Below are 20,179 nucleotides of genomic sequence, written 5' to 3'. Positions count from 1 at the left end.
TTCTGTCTACATAATTATCCTGAAAATAAACCAGAAAAAAGCGGCTAACGCAGTCAAGTTCAACCAATCCTGCTCGTCACATTTTCAGTTAGCTTCCATCTCGGCAAATATCATTCTGGGGGCTGTTATGCTCTTTGGAAAAACAGGTTAGCGGCATTTCTGAGCATGCAGCCAGCGCAGGCAATGGTGTGCTTGGCCGCAAGTGTTGAGGCATACCGTTCATAGTCCTTCATTAACCTACTGGATTGTGTTGCCCATGCGAAACTCCGCTCCCCAATCTATCGGTGTAGCAGAAGCATGAATCCTCATTTTGTATGGGACAACCTGACGATTTCGAGAGTGATGTCTTCCTTTTCAGCGGCATATACGGCGTGTGCTCCGGTATAGCCCTGATCAAGCCCATGCCAGTTCAACGCTGCCCTGGGCCGCCTGCTGAATGGCTTCAGCCGGTGGCCCGACTTCTGCTCGGTCATTCCTGTTTACCGGCGTTACATGCAACGTCAGAAAAAGCCCCAGGGTATCAACGGCCATGCGCAGCTTCGATCCGTTCTTTCTTTTTGCGTCATCATAGTCTGGGCATGATGCGCTTTCCGGGGGCGGGTGCAGTGTAATGCTGTTGATGATCGCCGTAGCTGGTCAGCCTTCGTTCCTGCCGCCATTCGAGACAGCCTGCTTCAATCCATCGCCGGGACTGCTGATAAACCGCAGATCTCAAAGCCCGTTGAGTAGCTCTCGCAAATCATGGCGGGCTGTTCGGATTCATGACTGATCGCGCCGATCAGCGTCAGCTTTGGCAGAATTCGGGAGAAAAACTGCATATGCTGATTGAAGTTCTGTTGATTCTGAGGTGGGGCGATCGTTCCCGATCGGACCGATGAAACTTACCAGAAATTCTGGGCCATACGGGAGAGGCTGTAATACATCCCAGCAGCTTCCCAGTGAAAACGGGAAGAGCTTTGTAAAAGACATGAACACAAAAAAAGCCCCGCCGCAGAACGGCAGGGCTTCTCTTCAAGCGGACCAGAAAAGGAAAATTCCGGTCCGCACGCAGTGCTTTACTGAAAGATCAGACGAGAGCCTGCTTCAGCGCAGCCGTCAGTTCCTTCGTGCCAGCTTCGCCGCCCATGTCACGGGTGCGAACCTTGCCGCTGGTGATCAGGTTCTTGATCGCCGTGTCGATCCGGTCAGCCAGATCATCACGACGGACGTGACGCAGCATCATCACCGCAGCCAGCAGCAGAGCCAGCGGGTTGGCGAGGTTCTTGCCTGCGATGTCAGGAGCGGAGCCATGCACCGCCTCGAAGATCGCAGCTTTCTCACCGATGTTAGCGCCCGGCGCCAGACCCAGACCACCGACAAGGCCAGCGGCCTGATCGGAGAGGATGTCGCCGAACAGGTTGGTCGTGACGATCACGTCAAACTGCCACGGGTTGGTCACCAGCTGCATGGAGCAGGCGTCGACGATACGCTCGTCACACTCGATCTTGCCCTTGTATTCCGCAGCAACCTTGCGGCCTGCCTCAAGGAACATGCCGCACATCTGCTTGATGATGTTGGCCTTGTGGACCAGCGTCACCTTCTTGCGGCCGTTCTGTACGGCGTAGTCGAAGGCGAAGCGGACAATGCGCTCGCATTCCTTGCGGGAAACATAACCGCCGGAAAGGGCGATGCCCTTCTTGTCGCCATTGGCGGGGATCGTGTTCTCCATCGCGGCGTAATAGCCTTCGAGGTTCTCACGAACGATCACCAGATCGATGTCTTCGTAACGGCCACCAGGAATGATCGTCTTGGTCGGACGAAGATTTGCGTAGAGCTCGAACTCCTGACGCATGGTAACGTTGATGGACTTGAAGCCACCGCCGACAGGCGTGGTCAGCGGGCCCTTGAGAGCAAGGCCGGTCTTGCGGATGCTCTCGATGGTGTCTTTCGGAAGCGGATCATTAACCGCGTCAACACCCGCCATGCCAGCGATGTGACGCTCCCACGCAAACGGTGCGCCGACCGCATCGAGGATCTCGACCACCGAATCCATAATTTCGGGACCGATACCGTCGCCCGGAATAAGGGTGGCGGGGATTGTTTTGCTGTTCGTCATCATGAACTCCCTATACATCCGCCGCCTCTTCTGCCTCGCATTGAGAGCCAGCGCGATACGCAATTACGTGTTGTCACTTCCTCTTGATGGGAGAGCAGGCATGCACCAGCCAGGATTTTGCTTCTCCGGAGAGCAGCGGACCAACCTCCGCCAGCACTCTCGCATGGTAAGAATCAAGGAAATCCAAGGCTTCCGGTCCCATAACGGCCGGATCAACCAGACGGCGGTCAAAAGGAGCCAGAGTCAGCGTCTCGAACTCAAGAAAGTTTCGTCCGTCCTGTCCGACATCGGATGATCTGACCATTTCCAGAGTCTCCAGCCGGATGCCGAACGCGCCGGGACGGTAATAGCCCGGCTCATTCGAGACGATCATGCCGTCTTCCAATGCGATTCTGTTGGGCTGCTTGGAGATGCGCTGCGGCCCCTCGTGCACGGACAGATAGCTCCCCACGCCGTGTCCCGTGCCGTGGTCGAAATCCAGACCTCCCTGCCACAGCGCATACCGCGCCACCACATCCAGCGCGCTGCCGGTGGTGCCGACGGGAAAGCGCGCCCGCCCCAGCAGCAGATTGCCCTTCAGCACGCGGCTGAACGCCTCTTTGATCCCGGCAGGGGGCTCATCCGGCCCCGTCCAGACGGTGCGGGTGATGTCCGTCGTGCCATCGGGATACTGCGCGCCGCTATCCACCAGATAGACCGTGTTCGCACCAAGGTGGCGGCTGGTTTCCGGCGTGACGCGGTAATGGATGATGGCTCCGTTCGGGCCAGCTCCAGAGATCGTATCGAAGGAATCGTCGCGATACTCTGGCGCTTCAGCCCGGAACGCACGGAGCCGTTCCACCAGTTCCATCTCCGTCGAGCCTGCGGCATGTGTGTCCAGCCAGTGCAGGAAGCGGCAGATGGCGACAGCGTCACGGAGATGCGCGGCGCGGGCTCCCTGCTGCTCGACCGCATTCTTCCGAGCGCGGGGCAGGGCGCAGGGGTCGGCGGCTTCCACGACGGGCGCTCCCGCGTCTTCCAGCGTCTGGCTGAACCAGACCGGTGTGGCGGACGGATCGACGGCTACTGTCTGCCCCTTCAATGCCCGCAACGACTCTTCCAGCTTTTCCGGCGGCAGAATGTTCACATCGTCGCCAAGCCAGTTACGCACTTCAGGCGTGATCTTCGCCTCATCCACAAACAGGTCGACCTGTCCATTGCTATGCAGAACGGCAAAGCAGAGCACTACAGGCGTGTGAGGCACATCGGTCCCACGGATGTTCAGCAGCCACGCGACGGACGTGCAATCGGCGATGAGTGCGGCCTGCCATCCGTTTGCGGCAAGCTGTGCGCCAAGAGCATGACGTTTCTCTGCGCTGCCTTGCCCAGCGTATTCCAGTGGATGAACCTCCGCTGGAGCAGAAGGCGGGACAGGGCGATCAGTCCAGACGGTGTCGATCAGATTGAACGCTGTCGGGACAAATGTGACGCTGTCCGAACGCAGTGCTTCAAGCGCGGAGCGGCTGATGATCCGCGGATCATAGCCGATACGGGCCTTTTCCGGGGCGTTCTTGGCGAGCCAGGAACGTGGAGGCGCTTCCGTGATGTGATGGCGTTCCCACAGCGCGCCATCGACCTGATCATCCATCTGGGTGATGTAGCGTCCATCCGAAAAAACGGCGGCCTTGTCGGACAGAACCACGGCCAGTCCAGCGCTACCCGTAAAACCGCTGATCCATGCCAGCCGTTCGGCGCACGCTGGTACATATTCCCCCAGATATTCATCACTGCGCGGAATGATCAGCCCATCCAGACCGTTTTCTTTTAATAGAACGCGCAAGGCCTGAAGACGGTCGCTCATCTTTCCGGAAGCGGAACTGATCGTGGTCTCTGTCAACGGTCTCTCCTCTGACACACATCTCTTTCAAAGGATGCGTTGCTGCCCCTTCATGGCGATGTCGCGGCGCGAGCCGTGGAAAAGCGCGACAGGAGTATATTCTCTCCTGTCTGCTTTCGCGCCGAGCATCACTCTCAACCAAAGCATATCCGTACGACCCTAGACGTAAACCGGCAGGGACTTACCGCGTCGTTTTACGTGTCGCCCTACCGGTTGCGTTGCCCGAAGGTTGTTCAGTGGCAGGCTGCGAGGACGTGACCGGATCGGGTGAGGGGTCGAGCCAGGCAGGCAGCACCTGAGAGGCCGCTGATGTCGACTCGTCTGGACCCTGCGGCATGGATGAACCCGGTTTGACCTTGAAGGGAGCCTGTTGCGCTGTTGGCGTCGATGGAGCCGTTTCCTCTTCATCCGGTGTCTGAACTGGAGCGGAGGGTTGGACGCTGGGCGCGGGGGCAGACTGAACAGGAGGCGTCTGGACGACAGGTGCAGGCTGGGGTGCCGGGGCGCTGACCGGCGCGGATGGCTGCGGAGCGGTTGGCGTAACAGCGGGAGGGGTTGGTGCCCTTGGTGGTGTGAGAGCTGGTGTCGCCCGTGGTGGAACCGCTGGGGTGGCCACCTGCGGCGCTGCCGTTGCGGGAATGGGAGCAGAATGTGCTGGTGGCGCGACCGGTGTCGGCAGAGGAGCAGATACCTGTGGGGCTTCTGGCACAGGATTAACGGCGGACGGTGTTTCTTCTTGCGCGCTGACAGGTTGCTGTGCGGGCAATCTGGCTGCTCCACCACGCAGGGCAGGGGCGGTTCTGCTGACAGGCGCTGGTCGACCCGCTAGCGGAGACGATGCGCCATGTGGAGCCGTCTCATGGGCATCATGCCATGACGCGCCATCGAACCAGCCTCGCCAGTGACCGTGCTGGTCATACCAACCGAGATGACCGGCATGATGGCCCATCGTCCATCCTTCTTCATAACCGGTGGGACGGTAGTTGTACTGGGCGTAACAGCCTTCAAGCGCCAATGCGGTCAGCAGCATGGCCGCAATCTGTCCTGTTCGCATGGCGCACTCGTTCTCCTGAGCGTGTTCTCTTGATCACGGGTTGGACCAGAGACGGCGCACAAGAGCAAGGGGGGCACGGATATAGAGGCCGGTTTTCAGGTAATTCCCCGGAAAAACTGCACTGCGGGCGTATGTTCTGTTCCTGCTGTGCGACGTCATATAACAGCAGTAACCCGTCGAACGGCATGTCATGCCGTCAGGTTATATTATGATGCATGAATATCGAAACTTCCCTGTTTCGATTTTACTTTGATTCTACTGTTTGAAATCACGCTCTGAAGTCAGGGAAAACATCATGTTGCGCTCTGTAGCAGTCCGGGGACTTGTCGCTGTATTTATATGCTCGGGATTGATGGCCTGTTCCACTGAAAAGGAAATAATACAGAACCATAATTCACCACATACCCGGCAAATTGAAAAAGAAATCAATCTTGATGAAGATGCCGCTGGACCGCCCAAAAGCTCTTCACCAGAAGTGCGGCAGCCTCGCAGTGATCAGGGCAAAAACTGAGAGCCGTCTGCTGGAAAAACTCTCTGTCGTAGACGGCGGACAGGATGCCTCACTCAGTTAACGGCTTCGGACCGGCGGTTTCCGGGGATGCTGATACAGATAATGGCGTCTGGATTCAGCCATGAGACACCGTCCACGGGCGGTTCTGTCTGAAATTTCATTGCAATTATGCAATTTCTTCTGATCCCGCCGGAACTCCTGATGAGGTGACAGTCGGGTGGGACCGGAGCACGCCGCCAGCAGACACAGAAGGGATGTCATCGTCAGGATACGAAAGGAAGAAGTTATAAAGGTCATGGTTCTGGATCATATTTACCGCATGCGACTTTGGAGCGAGGAATCACGTATGTGAGCGAGCTTCACTCTGTCCAGCTTGGAAACCCCTGTCTGAATTTCGCCGCCAGCCATCAGTCGCGCCATTCACCATAACGTTTAATCATCTCAATAAAGCAGGAAGGGTAATAGCTGTAAGCAGCTGAAATTCTAATGCTTTTTGCGACCCATGTTTTGAGTGCTGCTTCGTCCAAATCAACCTCCCTAAGACTGACAACACCTTAACCCTACCATCCTGGATTGGGGAGTCGATGCGCGCCGAGGACGAGAAAGAGTCGCAGTGGTGGCAGCGAGACAGGCTGGAAGGGTTATCTCTGCCTGTCTATCTATGGGACGCTTTATTCGAGCAGGAAGCCGGCGTGTTGGCTGAAATATCCCATTCTGCGACTACCTTACGGCACTAGCTGGCGTGCATGTTAAAGAAGGGAGCGGGAAATTTGTGGGGGAGATTTACTGTTCTCAATGCATCTGCACAACAGAGCACAGAAACGGATGTCGGGTCATCCGTTAAAAACCCCTGGTCGGAGTGAGAGGATTCGAACCTCCGGCCCCTGCGTCCCGAACACAGTGCTCTACCAGGCTGAGCTACACTCCGATTGGGTGCGGGCCTAATAGCGCTCATCGTTCATGACTGCAAGAGCCGAAATATCATGAGCCCCCTGAACAGGACGTTTATTTTTATCCAGAGGGCGGAAATTTACATTCTGGAGGTCGCTTCAAGGGCCTCGCGGCTGTCCGAGCGGGGAACAAGTTCCAGTCGTTGCAGGGCCGCCGCCGCATCAGGCACCACCTCAAGCAGTCCACGCGCTTCTGGCGAGGCGAAGCCCTGACTGACAGCCTCGTTAAGCATCGCCAGCACGCCCTGCGCCCAGTTTGCGGTGTTGACGATAAGGATGGGCTTGGCATGCAGCTGGAGCTGCTTCCAAGTCAGAATCTCCATCAGTTCGTCAAAAGTGCCGAAACCGCCAGGAAGAATCAGAAACGCATCAGCCAGCGCAAACATCTTCTGTTTACGCGTATGCATGGAATCCGTGACAACCAGTTCCGTCACGCCACGATGCATGACCTCACGCGCTTCCAGAAATTCTGGAATGATGCCCGTGACACGCCCGCCCGCCTGAATGGCTGAATCCGCCACAACACCCATCAGGCCTACATACCCACCGCCATAAACAAGATGAATACCAGCCTGGGCAAGACCGGCTCCCACGGCTTCCGCTGCTTCCTTGTAGGCTGGCAAATTTCCAAAACGGGAACCGCAAAAGACGGCGGCGGCATTAATGCGGGCAGGCATGCGGTCAACTCTCCATGGCTTATCAGGCATTTTTTCCGGCTGCGTCGTCAGTCAACGGCAGCCGGTTTTTCCAATAAAAGCATGATACAGCTTCATACCTTTCCGCCAAGTCATCCGACACCGTATTTGCGATGATCATGGGGCGGGGGAGGGTTTTCTGCCGTAAAGTCGGCATTTTTCGCCGCTCAGATGCAGCTTGAACAGGCCTTCGGGATGCTGTCAGCCAGTCGATTATAGCCGGTCAGTTGAAGTCGGGTTTAAGGGGCAGACTGGAAGGATGCTGCCTGATGCCGGGCAAGAAGGGAAAAAGCCGCGGCGCACAGACCGCTTCCGGTTCCAAGCGCACCGAACCCCATTCCCATAAGCCCGGCTTCTGTTTCATTCGCCAGATTTCTACGCAGAGGATCAGCGATGCCATGCCTACGAGTCCGTAACCGACCCAGAACATGATGGCGTAACATGCCATTCTGTCCGCCCCGTTTTACTCAGGCTACCCGCCTGCATCTTGCATGCACAACAGAAACCCGTCGCCAGGAAATTCGATCAAACCGCAAGAGCGACGGAAGTGACGCTATCGCATCACGCAGACGCGGCATGACTGTTTTTGGGCAGAGTGAAAGTCAGGAAGAAACCAATAGCGCAGAACGCGGCCGCCACGACAAACAACGTCGGGAAGCCCCATATGGGAATGATCATCCCCAACCCCGGACCCGACGCGCCGATGGCGAGGTCGAGAAAGACGGAAAACCCACCCAGCGCCACACCGCGATTTTCCGCTCCCAGCCGTTCGATGGCCAGCACGCCGAGAGCCGGGAAAACCAGCGAAAATCCGACACCAGTCAGAGCCGCTCCGATATTGGCCAGAATGGGCGAAGGGCCGCCCGCGATAATCAGCAGGCCGAGCGTTTCCACGCCCATGGAAATCAGCGCCACTCTCTCGCCCCCGATCTTCCGGATCGTGGAGGAGAAAACGAACCGTGTCAGAACGAAAAATCCACCGAAAACAGCCAGCGCAATGGCGGCTCCGCTCCAGTTCCTGTCATTGAAATAGAGCGTCAGGCAGGAGACGATCGCACCGAATCCGACCGACCCTGCGCCCAGGGCGCAGCCATACGGCATGATCGCGCGGAAAATGGTGGCGAAACCGGGTTTCGGGCCGGTCTGTGGAGCCGGACGTGTGGTCTGCTGTCGGAGCGCGTGCGGAATGCAGACCGCGAACAGAAGCGTCGACAGAAGCCCCACGCCGACAAGACCACCAAACATTGCGTGAGACGAAAAGATCATGGCCGCAATGGGCGCACCAAGGGCGATACCGCCATAGGAGCACACGCCATTCCATGAAATGACCGCCGCCGAATTCTCTGCCCCCGCCCGGTGCATGTTCCAGATGATGACGCCGACCGCCACCCAGCTTTCGCTAAAACCGAGAAGAATACGTCCGACAAGAAGAAGCCCAAGGGATAGCGCCGATTCCGATGCGAACAGCGCTGACACGGCCAGCATCACGCCGGACAGGGCTCCTACGATCAGACCGATGGTGACCACAGGGCGTGCGCCGCTGGTGTCAAGCCGGTTTCCCGCCCAGGTCCGGGTCGCCAGTGTCGCCAGATATTGCGCTGAAACAGCAAACCCCGCGAGCGCTGCGCTGTATCCCAGAGTACGATGGACAAAGAGCGGTACGACCGCCATCTGAAGGCCGATGACGGTGTAACAGGCCAGCGTGAACAGCAGGACAGGATACGTGCGGGCAATTACGGATGAAGAACGGGACGATGGGGAAGTCATGCAGCATCCGGTAGAAGTGGTCAGTAGCGGTCATTGCAGAGGCAGGGAGGTTTCTGCGTGCGGGAAGGCGGTTTAGCCTGTAACGCTTGGGAAACAGGGACGTTTCAGACGCCTCAAGTGAACTTCCACCCCTCAGGGAGGTAATCCGTCATGACGATCATGCCGTCAGCAGAAAATATCAGCCCACTCACAGATACACCCGATGATGGAGGATATGTCACGCTTTCCTCTCGTATCGCCTATGAAAATCCCTGGACACGGATGCGTGAGGATATCATCCGCCGTCCGAACGGAAAGGATGGGCTCTACGGGATTGTCGAGCGCGGAGACTTCGTCGTCATCATGCCTGTGGGTGGCGAGGGCGGTGAGCGGACCGTGACGCTCATCCAGCAGTTTCGCTATCCGGTTCAGCGCCGCATGTGGGAGTTTCCCATGGGCATGTGGGAGACGAAACCCGATGCCGACCCGGATGCTGTCGCCGCCGGAGAGTTGCGGGAAGAAACCGGCCTGTCCGCCGCACGGATGCAGCATGTCGGTGTCGTCTATCAGGGGGCGGGTTATTCAACCCAGCGCGGCCATGTCTATTTCGCGACCGATCTGACTCAAGGAGAAAACGCGCTTGAGGACACCGAGCAGGACATAACCTGTCACACCGTATCTCTGGCGGAATTCGAGCGGATGGTTCGTGATAATGAAATCACCTGCATGGTGACGCTCGCAGCCTTTGCCATGATCCGTTCCCACGGACTGGTCTGAAACAGACGCCGGGGCCATATGGAGCACGCGGATGTGTCCGTATGGCTGGACTGTCGGCAAAGCAATCCTCGGACGATAAGCAATTGACAGGGACTCGTCTTCCACAGTCTCTAGAAGGGTCAGAATTCAAGACCTGTCTCCCACCGTTCCGGATACGCAGTGGTAAAAGACACGCCGCTGACGGCAGAGGGAGTCCGGGGCATGCCGCACGATATGGATGAGTCCGTTTCTTCAGGGGCGTCACCGGACGTAAAAGCCGGTGCGGACAGCGGCGCACAGCGTGCAACGCTTCCACCGTCGGTTCTGGCCAGCGAACCGGATGAGGAAGCCGCTGCGGAGCGGGCCCAGCAGGCCCGCATGCACGAAGCCGTGCGACGTGCGCGGCTGAGTGTCAATCAGGTCTGTCTGATTATTCTGACCATTCTGGCGATACTGTACACCCTGAAGTTCGCCGCCTCGATCGTGCTGCCGATGGTCATGGCGGTGGTGACGAACCTGATGCTGGTGACGCCGATGCGCGTCATCTCCCACTGGATCAGGCTCCCGCGACCCATCATCGCGTTCCTGTTGATCGGCAGTGTGTTCGGCGGGTTTACGGCCGTCGGAATGGCCGTCTCGGTGCCTGCAGCCGGGTGGCTCTCACAGTTACCACAGGAAATCACGCTCGTTCAGTCGCATCTGGCGATCCTCAATGACCCTATCCATTTTCTGGAAAGCACCGGTCTGAGGATACAGAAACTGCTGGGTGTGCCGGCCGATCCGCATGCGCCGGGTGTGGCCTCCGGCATCATGCCACTTGGTTCCTCGCTTCTGCTCGGCACGCAGGCGTTCATGGGACAGCTTTTCACTTTCTTCATCATGCTGTTCTTTCTGCTGGCGCAGGGAGACAGCCTGTTGCGGCGCTTTGTCGAGATCATGCCGACCTTCAATGACAAGCGACGCGCCGTGCAGATTTCGTCCCATATCGAGCGGAATATCTCGCTTTATCTGGCCACCATCACGATGATGAATGTGTTCGTGGGGATCGCCAACACGGTCCAGTGCTGGATGCTGGGCATGCCGACCCCCTTGCTGTGGGGCGTGGTGGCATTCGCTCTGAATTATATCCCGATCATTGGCCCCTGCACGGGCATCGTGATCTATTTCTGCGTGGGGCTTCTCAGTTTTCCAACGGTCGTGCAGGCGCTTCTTCCGCCAGCGGTCTATCTCTGCATCCATCTGCTGGAGGGAGAGACCATCACGCCCATGTTGCTGGCGCGCCGTTTCACGCTAAACCCGGTGCTTGTGATGGCGTCCCTGCTGTTCTGGGACTGGATGTGGGGCATTACCGGCGCGTTTCTCTCCGTGCCGATGCTGGCGGTCTTTAAGATCATCTGTGATCACGTCGATTACCTGACGCCTATCGGTCACATGATCGGTGGACCGGGTGCGATGCCTGACAGGCATGACCTTCACCATGAGGCGACCGAGTTACACCCCGGGACACATGCCAGTTCGTAAGAACCGGGCCTGACTGCTGCCTTCGGTTGCCTTTTCTGCGCATTTCATAGGGCGTCGCTTCTACTGAAAGACGACGCCCTTGATACGGTGTGTTGAAACGTGGGCTTAGGTCGGATCAACAAAGAAAACGGGAATAGCCTCTCCGGCGGCAACAAGCTCGTCAATCCGGTCGCAGGCGGCGAGAGCCTCGGAAATGGTCACATCCATGTCGAGATATCTGTAGGTTCCAAGGCGTCCAAGGAAGGAGATCTTCTTTTCCGTTTTGGCCAGCTCGATATAGCTTTCCAGCATCCGTTTTTCATGGACCTGACGGATCGGATAGTAGGGAATGTCCTGCTCTCCGGCCAGTCGGCTGTATTCCTTGAAGCAGACCGTGCGTGAGAATTTGTCAGCTTCCCACGGTGCGAAATGCTTGTGCTCCGAGATGCGCGTGAAGGGAACGGACTGATCACAGTAATTGATGACGGCCGTACCCTGATAGTCGCCCTCATCCTCGATCCGCTCGAAATCCAGCGTCCGGTAGCCCAGTCGTCCAAGCCTGAAACCGAAATAACGATCAATTGGCCCCGTATAGAAAACATGGTCGAACTCTTCGGCCACCGCTTCAAAAGAGGTGCCAAGCCGGATTTCGATCCGGTCAATCTTCAGAATGTTTTCGATGATGGCCGTGTAACCGTCCTCGGGCATGCCCTGATACGGATGGTTGAAGTAATTGTCGTCATAGTTGAAGCGCAGGGGGAGGCGCTTCAGAATGGAGGCTGGTAGTTCCGTGGGCGGCATGCCCCACTGCTTGCAGGTGTAGCCGTGGAAAAAAGCCCGATACAGGTCGGGGCCGATCATGGATAGCGCCTGCTCTTCAAAATTTTGCGGGTCCGTGATGGATTTATCCGCTTTCGACTCAATGAAAACCCGGGCTTCTTTCGGGCTCAGTGTCGTGCCGAAAAACTGGTTGATGGTCAGGAGATTGACGGGAAGCGTATAGACCTTGCCCTGCGAGATCGCCTTGACCCGGTTTACATAGGGGTGAAATTTTCCGAACTGATTGATGTAATCCCATGCCCGCTGATCGGCTGTATGGAAGATGTGCGGACCATACCGGTGCACCATGATGCCGGTCGCCGCGTCTCGTTCGGTGTGGCAGTTGCCGCCAGCGTGAGGACGTTCATCCAGCAGAACGACCTCATGGCCTTTCTGCGCAAGATGACGGGCAATAATGGCGCCGCTGAAACCCGCTCCAACGATACAGACTCTTATCAGCAAAACTCAAATTCTGTTCCGGATGATATGCGTACAAGATTCTGACGCATATTTTTTCAGAAATTCTAGATATGATATTTTACGGGAGTAAGATTTATAATTTTATAATGCAGTGAAGATATATTTAATAAATAATAAAATTAGTATGTTAAAAGCGTTTTCCGTTGCTGGATGAGTGGCAATTATAACCCATTGATATTGTTGCGCAGGGCAAAGGCCGAATGAGGGTTTTGCGAACCTTCCATTTACGGCTCTTCGCCAGCAGCAGATATGACCGGATCGGACGGATTTCCCACCATGTATGGACCGGTTTGCGCCGGAAGGCGGTTGATAGTACCCCGGCGGCTTCCATCAGCCCGTCCGAGGACCTCCGAGCCCCCATGATCCGTCTCGACAATATCAGCAAGCACAACGGCAAGCGTGTCATCTTCATCGAGGCATCAGCTTCCCTCCAGAAGGGCGAGAAGATCGGTCTCGTTGGCCCGAATGGTGCGGGCAAGACGACCCTGTTCCGGCTCATCACCAAGCAGGAAGAGCCTGATGAAGGTAATGTCGTCACCGATAAGGGGCTGACCATCGGGTTCTTCAGTCAGGACGTCGGCGAGATGGAAGGCCGGAGCGCTGTCGCCGAAGTCATGGATGGCGTGGGCGAAGTCTCCACCGTTGCAGCTGAACTGGCCCAGCTTGAGACGGCGCTGGCCGACCCCGAACAGATGGACCAGATGGACGCCATTCTGGAGCGCTTCGGGGAAGTGCAGGCCCGTTTCGAGGAACTGGGCGGCTACGCGCTGGACGGAAAAGCGCGTGAGGTGCTGGATGGCCTCGGCTTCAGTCAGGAAATGATGGATGGCGATGTCGGCAAGCTGTCGGGCGGCTGGAAGATGCGCGTCGCACTGGCCCGCATCCTGCTCATGCGCCCCGACGCCATGCTGCTCGACGAACCGAGCAACCATCTCGACCTCGAAAGTCTGATCTGGCTCGAACAGTTCCTTGCCAACTACGATGGCGCACTGCTCATGACGTCGCACGATCGCGCCTTCATGAACCGCATCATCAACAAGGTCATCGAGATCGACGGCGGTAATCTGACCAGCTTCTCAGGTGACTACGAGTTCTACGAACAGCAGCGCGCCCAGAACGAAAAGCAGCAGCAGGCCCAGTTCGAGCGTCAGCAGGCCATGCTGGCCAAGGAAATCGCCTTCATCGACCGGTTCAAGGCCCGCGCTTCCCATGCAGCGCAGGTCCAGAGCCGTGTGAAGAAGCTGGACAAGATTGACCGTGTCGAGCCACCGAAGCGTCGCCAGACCCTGTCTTTCGAGTTTCCGCCAGCACCACGCTCAGGTGATGTCGTTGCGACTCTGAAAGGCGTCGACAAGAAATACGGCAGCAAGGTGATTTACGAAGGTCTCGACCTGATGATCCGCCGTCAGGAACGGTGCTGTGTGCTTGGTGTGAACGGCGCGGGTAAATCGACGCTGCTGAAACTCGTCACCGGCACGACAGAGCCGGACGCTGGCACAGTCACGCTCGGCGGTAGTGTGAAGATGGGTTACTTCGCCCAGCACGCCATGGATCTGCTCGATGGCGACCGCACGATTTTCGAGACGCTTGAGGACAATTTCCCGCTCGCCAATCAGGGTGCGCTCCGAGCGCTGGCTGGCGGCTTCGGTTTCTCCGGCGACGATATCGACAAACCCTGCCGCGTTCTGTCAGGTGGTGAGAAGGCACGGCTTGTGCTGGCGCTGATGCTGTTCGATCCGCCGAATTGCCTCGTGCTTGACGAACCAACCAACCATCTCGACATCGGCACGAAGGAAATGCTGATCAACGCCCTGTCGAAATACGAGGGCACCATGCTGTTCGTCTCGCATGACCGCCACTTCCTCGCCGCCCTGTCCAACCGCGTGCTGGAACTGACACCGGAGGGCATCCATCCCTATGATGGCGGCTATTCGGAATATGTCGCCCGCACCGGTCGGGAAGCGCCGGGCCTGCACGCGTGAATGTGGTAAGGCTGATACCAACAGATTTTTACCGGGGGCTGCCCCGCACCCCGCTAAAAGACCTGTCTTTGGAAACCGTTTGTTATCAATAAACCGGGGTGAAGGGGCCTGTGGTCCCTTCCGGGTGCGGGCAGAGCCCGCATAAGGGGTAACCCATGACTCCGCTGGTATTACTCCCGCCGCAGCACCTTGTCCGTAACAAACGACGCCAGTTTGCCCGCAACGAAATCGCGCTTGAGAGCAGCTTCGTCGTAATGATGCTCAACCCATTCCAGAAACGGAATGCGTCCTTCGGCTTCGGTGCGATAACGCCAGAAGAAAGCGTCAAGAATCCCGGTGCGGGAGCGGTTGAAATGCCCGAAGCGCCAGGAAAGCTGGCGTAGAGCCTCATCGGTCGTGCCGCCTTCGAACATCACTACGAGACCGGAGGCAAGCCCCGCCCGATCCGCGCCAGACTTGCAGTGCATCAGCATCGGAAATTCGAGCGAGCGATAGAGCGACGCAAAGCGCAGGATGCGATCGCGGTGCGGCGCGCCACGGCTTTCAAACGCCATATCCACATGGATCAGTCCCTGCTGCTTTGCCGCATCGCGGGACAGGGCATCGGAGCCGCATTTCCGATGTCCACGCAGATTGACGAGCGTCTTCAGGTGGAAGCGACGCTTCGCGGCAGCAAGACGGGCCGGCGTCGGGTGGTTACAGCGATAAACCTTGCCGGGAACGACTGTGTGGAAATTGGTCCAGACAAGTCTGAAAACCGCATGATCCACGAACAGGCTGTCTACCCAGGCTTTGCGACGGCCGCTCCGCGAGGCCAGACTTCCTTCGAACACAAGGGTGCTCCTTTTGTTGGGGGGCGGAGTATAGGGAGAGAGCGGCTTCTCTCCAAGATGGTCCGTCGCATGAGTGCAAGGTGTGCTCACGGCGACACCCTTGATGCCTGGAGAGTGAAAATGTGCAGTGATTTTAGTGTAATAACAGGACGATAATCAAAGCATGCTGAGCTTTGTCTTGTGGCAGGGCGTGTGAACCTCCTCCCGCTGCAACAGAAACGTCTTTATGACTGAAAGCAGGTTTCGCGAGCAGGTTCTGTAAACGGGCAGGTCAGTTGTTCGGCAGACTTGTCAGGACTCGCCGGGCCGGAGCCGTGAATTCCCAGAACACGCCATCCGGATCGTGACGACAGACGACATTCGCGCCTTCTATTCCGCGTGGATTGCGTTCGATCACCGCCGTGCCGAAGCCTTTTGAGGAAGGCTCGGTGATCGGGGGACCGTCCCGCTCTTTCCACCGCAGCTGGAACAGCGTGTCATCATCCTTTCCCTCTACCTGCCAGCTGACGGTCACGGTGCCGGTATCGTTGGAAAAAGCACCGTAATGTACTGCGTTCGTCGTCAGTTCATGAATGGCCAGACCGATTTTCTCCACGGCTTCCGCACGCAGACGGAGACGGGAATCCCCGTCAATGCGAAGCCGGTTGATACCTGTCTCCCCGTTTATGGCAGTGTGCGCTGTCACAACATCCTTAACATGGGCACCAGTCCATTGCTCCCGCACCAGCAGATCCAGACCGCGGGCAATGGCGGTGATACGCTGATCCAGCGTGGTCACAAAGGAGGCATACGGGTCCGGAACCGTCCGTCTGAGCATGGCCCGCACGACGGTCAGCATGTTGCGGGAGCGGTGCGTGACTTCCCGCAGAAGCATCCCGATGCGATCCTCGTTTTCCTTGACCTTCGTCACATCACGGGACACGCAGAGGATGGCCTCCACGATGCCGTTTGCATTGAGGAGAGGAGTCAGGACGTTATCCCAGTAACGCGGCGGTGCCCCCGGTATCTGACTGAGGCCACCAAACCGGGCGCCTGCACCGTTACGGGCTTCTTCCAGCGCCTGTTCACCTGGCTCCCACGCTGCCTCGGGCAGAAGCGACAACCACTTCATGCCGAAACCGGAATCGGCATCGACATTCAGCGCCATGCAGCCTGCGTCATTCATGTGCGCCAGCGTGCCGTCGGTATTGATCACCTTGATGCAGTCTGAGCTCACATTGAGCATGGCCATACGCATGCGGGCTGTGTGGCTGGTCTCCTGTTCGCGCAGTTTCTGCTCATGAACATCGGTCAGGATATGGAACCAGAACCGAAGCGTGCCGTCAGCGTCCCTGTGCGGTACGGCACGAAACAGAAACCACCGACCACGACAGGAGGGACTGTGTGAGACGCATCCGGTCAGGCGGCATTCCGTTACCTGTTGCTCGCCGGTGTCCAGAGACAGCCTCAATGCCTGTTCGATCTTCTCCCGGTCTTCCGGAATGATCCAGTTGACCCAGGCATCAGAGGCAAAATCCTGCTGCGATCCGCCAGCATGGCTGCGCCAGGCCTTGTTGAAATAATCACTGCGACGCTCCGGACTGACCACACAGATCAGATCAGGCAGAAGGTCGAGCGTGGCATTCATCGAAGACGGAGTGACAGCTGGGGCGATCTTCATGGCAGTTCCGGATCGTCAGAAAAATCTGCACGCGCTCTTTCAGGGCAGAACCAGAATGCAATTCTTCAGAAAATAAGCATCTTATTGAAACACGGGGCAGACTTTTTTGTCAAAAGAATGAATCATTCTGATGCATTTCTTGCATGTGGGCATTTTTATAAACGGACCGGGAGGTCTTTCCGGCTTTTCCCGTAAGTCCTGTTTGCCGGGAAAGCGGCTTCCTGTCATGGAAGCGCCATGACTGAAACGCGCCCCTTCGAGATCTTCCTGGCAACGATTCCCGGACTGGAGACAGTCCTTTGTGATGAGGTGCGCCTTAAAGGCTTCAAACGTCCCGTCGCCGTTCCCGGCGGTGTCACGATACTAGGCGGCTGGCCGGAGGTCTGGCGGGCCAATCTGTGGATTCGCGGCGCAAGCCGGGTGCTGGCCCGCATCGACAGCTTTCGCGTGACACATCTGGCGCAACTCGATCAACGCGCCCGGCAGGTACCCTGGGCGAAGATTTTGCGTCCGGACGTCCCGTTTCGTGTCGAGGCAGACTGCACCACCTCGCGAATCTATCACGAGGGAGCCGCGGTCGAACGCATTACCCGTGCCATCCACGAAACACTGGGCGCGGCGGAAGCCAAGGAAGGCGGTGTTCTGGTGCGGGCGCGCATTGAACGCGACATCTGCACCATCAGTGTGGATACGTCCGGCGTTCTTCTTCATCGGCGCGGCCATAAGGCGGCCGTCAATCGGGCCCCCATCCGTGAAACCATGGCGTCCCTTTTTCTGCGGCAATGCGGTTACACAGGCAACGAGCCCGTGGTGGACCCCATGTGCGGCTCAGGCACCTTCCTGCTTGAGGCGGCTGAAATTGCCGCCCGCCTCAATCCCGGACGCTCCCGTCACTTCGCGTTCGAGGAACTGGCGACATTCGACCCCGATGCTTGGGCGCAGATGCGGGCGGTCAAAAGTGAACGCACGCCTTCCGTCCGGTTTTACGGCAGTGACCGTGATGCAGGCGCCATCGCCATGAGCCGCACCAATCTGGAGCAGGCGGGTGTCGCCGACTATGTGACGCTGCAACAGGCGACAATCAGTGAACTTCAGCCGCCTGAAGGACCGCCGGGTCTGGTGATCGCCAATCCGCCTTATGGCACCCGGATCGGGGACAAAAAGGCGCTGATCCCTCTTTATCGCGCATTTGGTCAGACGCTGACGACCCGGTTTTCCGGCTGGCGTGTAGGGATTGTGACGACGGAAACCGCTCTCGCTCATGCAACCGGCCTGCCGTTTCTGCCGACAACAGCGCCCGTTCCGCATGGCGGTCTGCGTGTGACACTCTATCACACGGCGCCGCTTCTCTGAACGGACAGATATGAAATCTGTTGCTCGTGATGGCGCGCAGGCTTGTATCCCGGCCGCCGGTTTGCCATGCCTGCCTCCGCGAAGGCGCACCCTGCGTCTGTCGGTAACGGAGAGTGCGAGATGAGCGAAGCCCTGAAATGCCCGGAATGTGGATCGGAGCATGTGTATCAGGATGGCCCGCTCTGGATCTGCCCGGAATGCGCTCACGAGTGGTCCGGTGAGGCTGCGGAAGCAGGAGAGCGGGGCGAGCGTGTGATCCGTGACGCCAATGGCAATGTGCTGGCGGATGGCGATACGGTCAGCGTCATCAAGGATCTGAAGATCAAGGGATCGTCGCAGGTTGTGAAAGGCGGCACGAAGGTCAAGGGAATCCGTCTTGTCGACGGTACGGATGGACACGATATCGCCTGCAAGATCCCGGGATTTGGTGCCATGAATCTGAAATCCGAGTTCGTGAAGAAAGCCTGACTTTCAGGAAATTCTGCGCTGCGACTGAAAGAGAGAGGAAAGCCGGTGGCCCAGTCGGTTCGCTGGCCTTTCCACTTTCTCATACAGCAGGTGACTTAACGGCAGCGCAATCAGCAGCGTCAGGCAGAACACCATGCCTTCCCGCACCGGCATTGAAAATGCCGGCAGCAAGGGAGAAAGCAGCCGCCCTGCAATGGCGATAACCAGAAAATGCACGAGATAAAGGCTGAACGAGATATCGCCCAGCCAGAGCAGCGCCCTGTTTGAAAGCAGGCCCGCTATCGTGCCGTTTCGGGCCAGTCCGAACAGCAGGAAGCCAGCACAGATCGTCTCCGGGATAGCCAGTTTTGGCGAGTTGAACACAGCGCCCAGTGTTTCCGGTTCGGTCAGCAAGGTGGTGGGAAGCGACATGCCCACCGCTGCGAGCAGAACACCGGCAGACGTGAGAATGACGTTCGTATTCTGCCACCCCCGATAGGCGATGATCCCCACAACGAAACTGAAACCGTAGATAAAGGGCAGCCCTTTGCCGCCCGCCGGCGCGCAGATGGAAAGAGCCAGAGCAAGCAGCACGACGGGAAGGAACAGTCGGCTTTCATTCCGGCTAGACGCCCAGAGAAAGGGGAAAAAGGCGGCGGCGATCAATTCGACTGCGACGGTCCAGTTCTGGGGCACCAATGCGCTTGAGACCGAGGCAAGACATTTTGCAAGCAAGCCGGGCGACAGCGGCATGTGATAGGGGAGAAGCGCTTCCATTGATGGGTCGCTTCCTGCCACAGGCCAGTTTGCGAGTGGCGTTCGGGTAAAAAGAGCAGAAAGCAGCGTGACAACAATCAGTGCTGGCAGAATGCGAAAGACGCGACGGGTCCAGAAGGTCAGAACGGTCTCTGCGGAAAAGTCCTGCCCCACGAGGGAATGTGTGAGAACAAATCCACTGAGAACGAAAAAGAGCGTGACAGCCGCAGGCGAGTTGAAAAGAAAGAAGACAATGATAGTGGCTGAGTGGCTCGACAGGGGATAGCAGGCCAGAACATGTCTCAGCACCACGACCAGTGCGGCCAGTCCGCGCACGGACTGCAATGCGTCAAAGCGTACGTTTTTCATCGGTGCGTCTGAGGCGAAAAACGTGGGCGAGAAGACTGCATCGTTATTTTCGTATCCTGTTCCATATATGAAGAGACATCTTCACGTCAGGGAAACAGGTATAATCATGTTTTTCAATGACAGGAATTGATGTTTGACCACAGCTTTTGCAGTCTCTCAGAAGACAGCATCGTACTGGTGACTTCTGGAAATGATTTTCTCAATAAATATAAGATGAAATGCAAAAACGTTTTGACGAAGCTTTTCCAAAAAGCTCATGGAAGATCGAAGCCTTAAACTTTCCGGTGCAGATGTTTA

The 20,179-nt window shown here is 57.4% G+C and carries 17 protein-coding genes and 1 tRNA gene; 6 read left to right on the top strand and 12 right to left on the bottom strand.

Translation table 11 applies throughout. The features are described 5' to 3' along the window. Positions 1-393: 393 nt before the first annotated feature. The 4 genes from EMQ_RS17140 to EMQ_RS06915 form a co-directional block, all read right to left on the bottom strand. On the bottom strand, positions 394-531 hold the full coding sequence (locus EMQ_RS17140; protein WP_018308268.1) for a hypothetical protein: 138 nt from the start codon (positions 529-531) through the stop codon (positions 394-396). Between the two features lie 535 nt (positions 532-1,066). Continuing rightward, a complete protein-coding gene (locus EMQ_RS06925) occupies positions 1,067-2,098 on the bottom strand; it encodes an isocitrate/isopropylmalate dehydrogenase family protein (protein ID WP_010668740.1) in 1,032 nt (343 codons plus the stop codon). Between the two features lie 70 nt (positions 2,099-2,168). Continuing rightward, positions 2,169-3,935 carry an aminopeptidase P family protein gene (locus EMQ_RS06920; RefSeq protein WP_373278085.1) on the bottom strand — a complete coding sequence of 589 codons (1,767 nt, stop codon included), beginning with the start codon at positions 3,933-3,935 and terminating at the stop codon, positions 2,169-2,171. Positions 3,936-4,152: 217 nt separating this feature from the next. Next, a complete protein-coding gene (locus EMQ_RS06915; RefSeq protein ID WP_010665903.1) occupies positions 4,153-5,025 on the bottom strand; it encodes a hypothetical protein in 873 nt (290 codons plus the stop codon). Between the two features lie 295 nt (positions 5,026-5,320). On the opposite strand from EMQ_RS06915, the gene EMQ_RS06910 reads away from it, so the two are divergent. After that, complete coding sequence (locus EMQ_RS06910) at positions 5,321-5,536, top strand: hypothetical protein (protein WP_162467793.1); 216 nt, start codon at positions 5,321-5,323, stop codon at positions 5,534-5,536. An 851-nt stretch (positions 5,537-6,387) separates the two neighbouring features. Here EMQ_RS06910 and EMQ_RS06905 read toward each other — a convergent pair. The 4 genes from EMQ_RS06905 to EMQ_RS06890 all read right to left on the bottom strand — a co-directional run bounded on the left by EMQ_RS06905 (position 6,388) and on the right by EMQ_RS06890 (position 8,948). Further along, positions 6,388-6,464: transfer RNA gene (locus tag EMQ_RS06905), tRNA-Pro, on the bottom strand. Positions 6,465-6,566: 102 nt separating this feature from the next. Further along, on the bottom strand, positions 6,567-7,163 hold the full coding sequence (locus EMQ_RS06900) for an LOG family protein (RefSeq protein ID WP_018308271.1): 597 nt from the start codon (positions 7,161-7,163) through the stop codon (positions 6,567-6,569). Between the two features lie 257 nt (positions 7,164-7,420). Continuing rightward, complete coding sequence (locus tag EMQ_RS06895; protein WP_180952843.1) at positions 7,421-7,624, bottom strand: hypothetical protein; 204 nt, start codon at positions 7,622-7,624, stop codon at positions 7,421-7,423. A gap of 118 nt (positions 7,625-7,742) precedes the next feature. Then, positions 7,743-8,948: an MFS transporter gene (locus EMQ_RS06890; RefSeq protein WP_010667921.1), complete on the bottom strand. Its 1,206-nt coding sequence runs from the start codon at positions 8,946-8,948 to the stop codon at positions 7,743-7,745. 150 nt (positions 8,949-9,098) lie between these two features. Here EMQ_RS06890 and EMQ_RS06885 point away from each other — a divergent pair, with 150 nt between their 5' ends. Together EMQ_RS06885 and EMQ_RS06880 are read left to right on the top strand one after the other, a co-directional pair. Beyond that, entirely contained in the window at positions 9,099-9,704 is a 606-nt protein-coding gene (locus EMQ_RS06885) for an NUDIX domain-containing protein (RefSeq protein ID WP_010667922.1), read from the top strand. Between the two features lie 201 nt (positions 9,705-9,905). Further along, complete coding sequence (locus EMQ_RS06880) at positions 9,906-11,204, top strand: AI-2E family transporter (RefSeq protein ID WP_010667923.1); 1,299 nt, start codon at positions 9,906-9,908, stop codon at positions 11,202-11,204. 105 nt (positions 11,205-11,309) lie between these two features. On the opposite strand, the gene glf is transcribed toward EMQ_RS06880, so the two are convergent. Beyond that, positions 11,310-12,458 carry a UDP-galactopyranose mutase gene (gene glf / locus EMQ_RS06875; protein WP_026200152.1) on the bottom strand — a complete coding sequence of 383 codons (1,149 nt, stop codon included), beginning with the start codon at positions 12,456-12,458 and terminating at the stop codon, positions 11,310-11,312. 383 nt (positions 12,459-12,841) lie between these two features. On the opposite strand from glf, the gene EMQ_RS06870 reads away from it, so the two are divergent. Then, positions 12,842-14,464, top strand: coding sequence for an ABC-F family ATP-binding cassette domain-containing protein (locus EMQ_RS06870; protein WP_010668737.1), 1,623 nt, complete (start codon positions 12,842-12,844; stop codon positions 14,462-14,464). A gap of 170 nt (positions 14,465-14,634) precedes the next feature. On the opposite strand, the gene EMQ_RS06865 is transcribed toward EMQ_RS06870, so the two are convergent. Both EMQ_RS06865 and EMQ_RS06860 read right to left on the bottom strand, forming a co-directional pair. Beyond that, positions 14,635-15,297, bottom strand: a complete 663-nt coding sequence (locus EMQ_RS06865; protein WP_010668736.1) for a protein-tyrosine phosphatase family protein — start codon at positions 15,295-15,297, stop codon at positions 14,635-14,637. A gap of 271 nt (positions 15,298-15,568) precedes the next feature. Next, positions 15,569-16,957, bottom strand: coding sequence for a PAS domain-containing protein (locus EMQ_RS06860; RefSeq protein WP_018308273.1), 1,389 nt, complete (start codon positions 16,955-16,957; stop codon positions 15,569-15,571). 237 nt (positions 16,958-17,194) lie between these two features. Here EMQ_RS06860 and EMQ_RS06855 point away from each other — a divergent pair, with 237 nt between their 5' ends. Further along, positions 17,195-18,310, top strand: a complete 1,116-nt coding sequence (locus tag EMQ_RS06855; RefSeq protein WP_018308274.1) for a THUMP domain-containing class I SAM-dependent RNA methyltransferase — start codon at positions 17,195-17,197, stop codon at positions 18,308-18,310. A 120-nt stretch (positions 18,311-18,430) separates the two neighbouring features. Continuing rightward, a complete protein-coding gene (locus tag EMQ_RS06850) occupies positions 18,431-18,778 on the top strand; it encodes a zinc ribbon domain-containing protein YjdM (protein ID WP_010668959.1) in 348 nt (115 codons plus the stop codon). 3 nt (positions 18,779-18,781) lie between these two features. Here the strand turns inward: EMQ_RS06850 and EMQ_RS06845 are convergent, their stop codons facing one another. Continuing rightward, positions 18,782-19,882 carry an acyltransferase family protein gene (locus tag EMQ_RS06845; protein ID WP_018308275.1) on the bottom strand — a complete coding sequence of 367 codons (1,101 nt, stop codon included), beginning with the start codon at positions 19,880-19,882 and terminating at the stop codon, positions 18,782-18,784. Positions 19,883-20,179: the final 297 nt, after the last annotated feature.

Origin of the sequence: Acetobacter aceti NBRC 14818 (assembly GCF_000193495.2) — a bacterium.
Lineage (GTDB): Bacteria > Pseudomonadota > Alphaproteobacteria > Acetobacterales > Acetobacteraceae > Acetobacter > Acetobacter aceti.
Note: the sequence above shows the minus strand (reverse complement) of the source record. Positions and strands in the feature narration are given on the sequence as shown.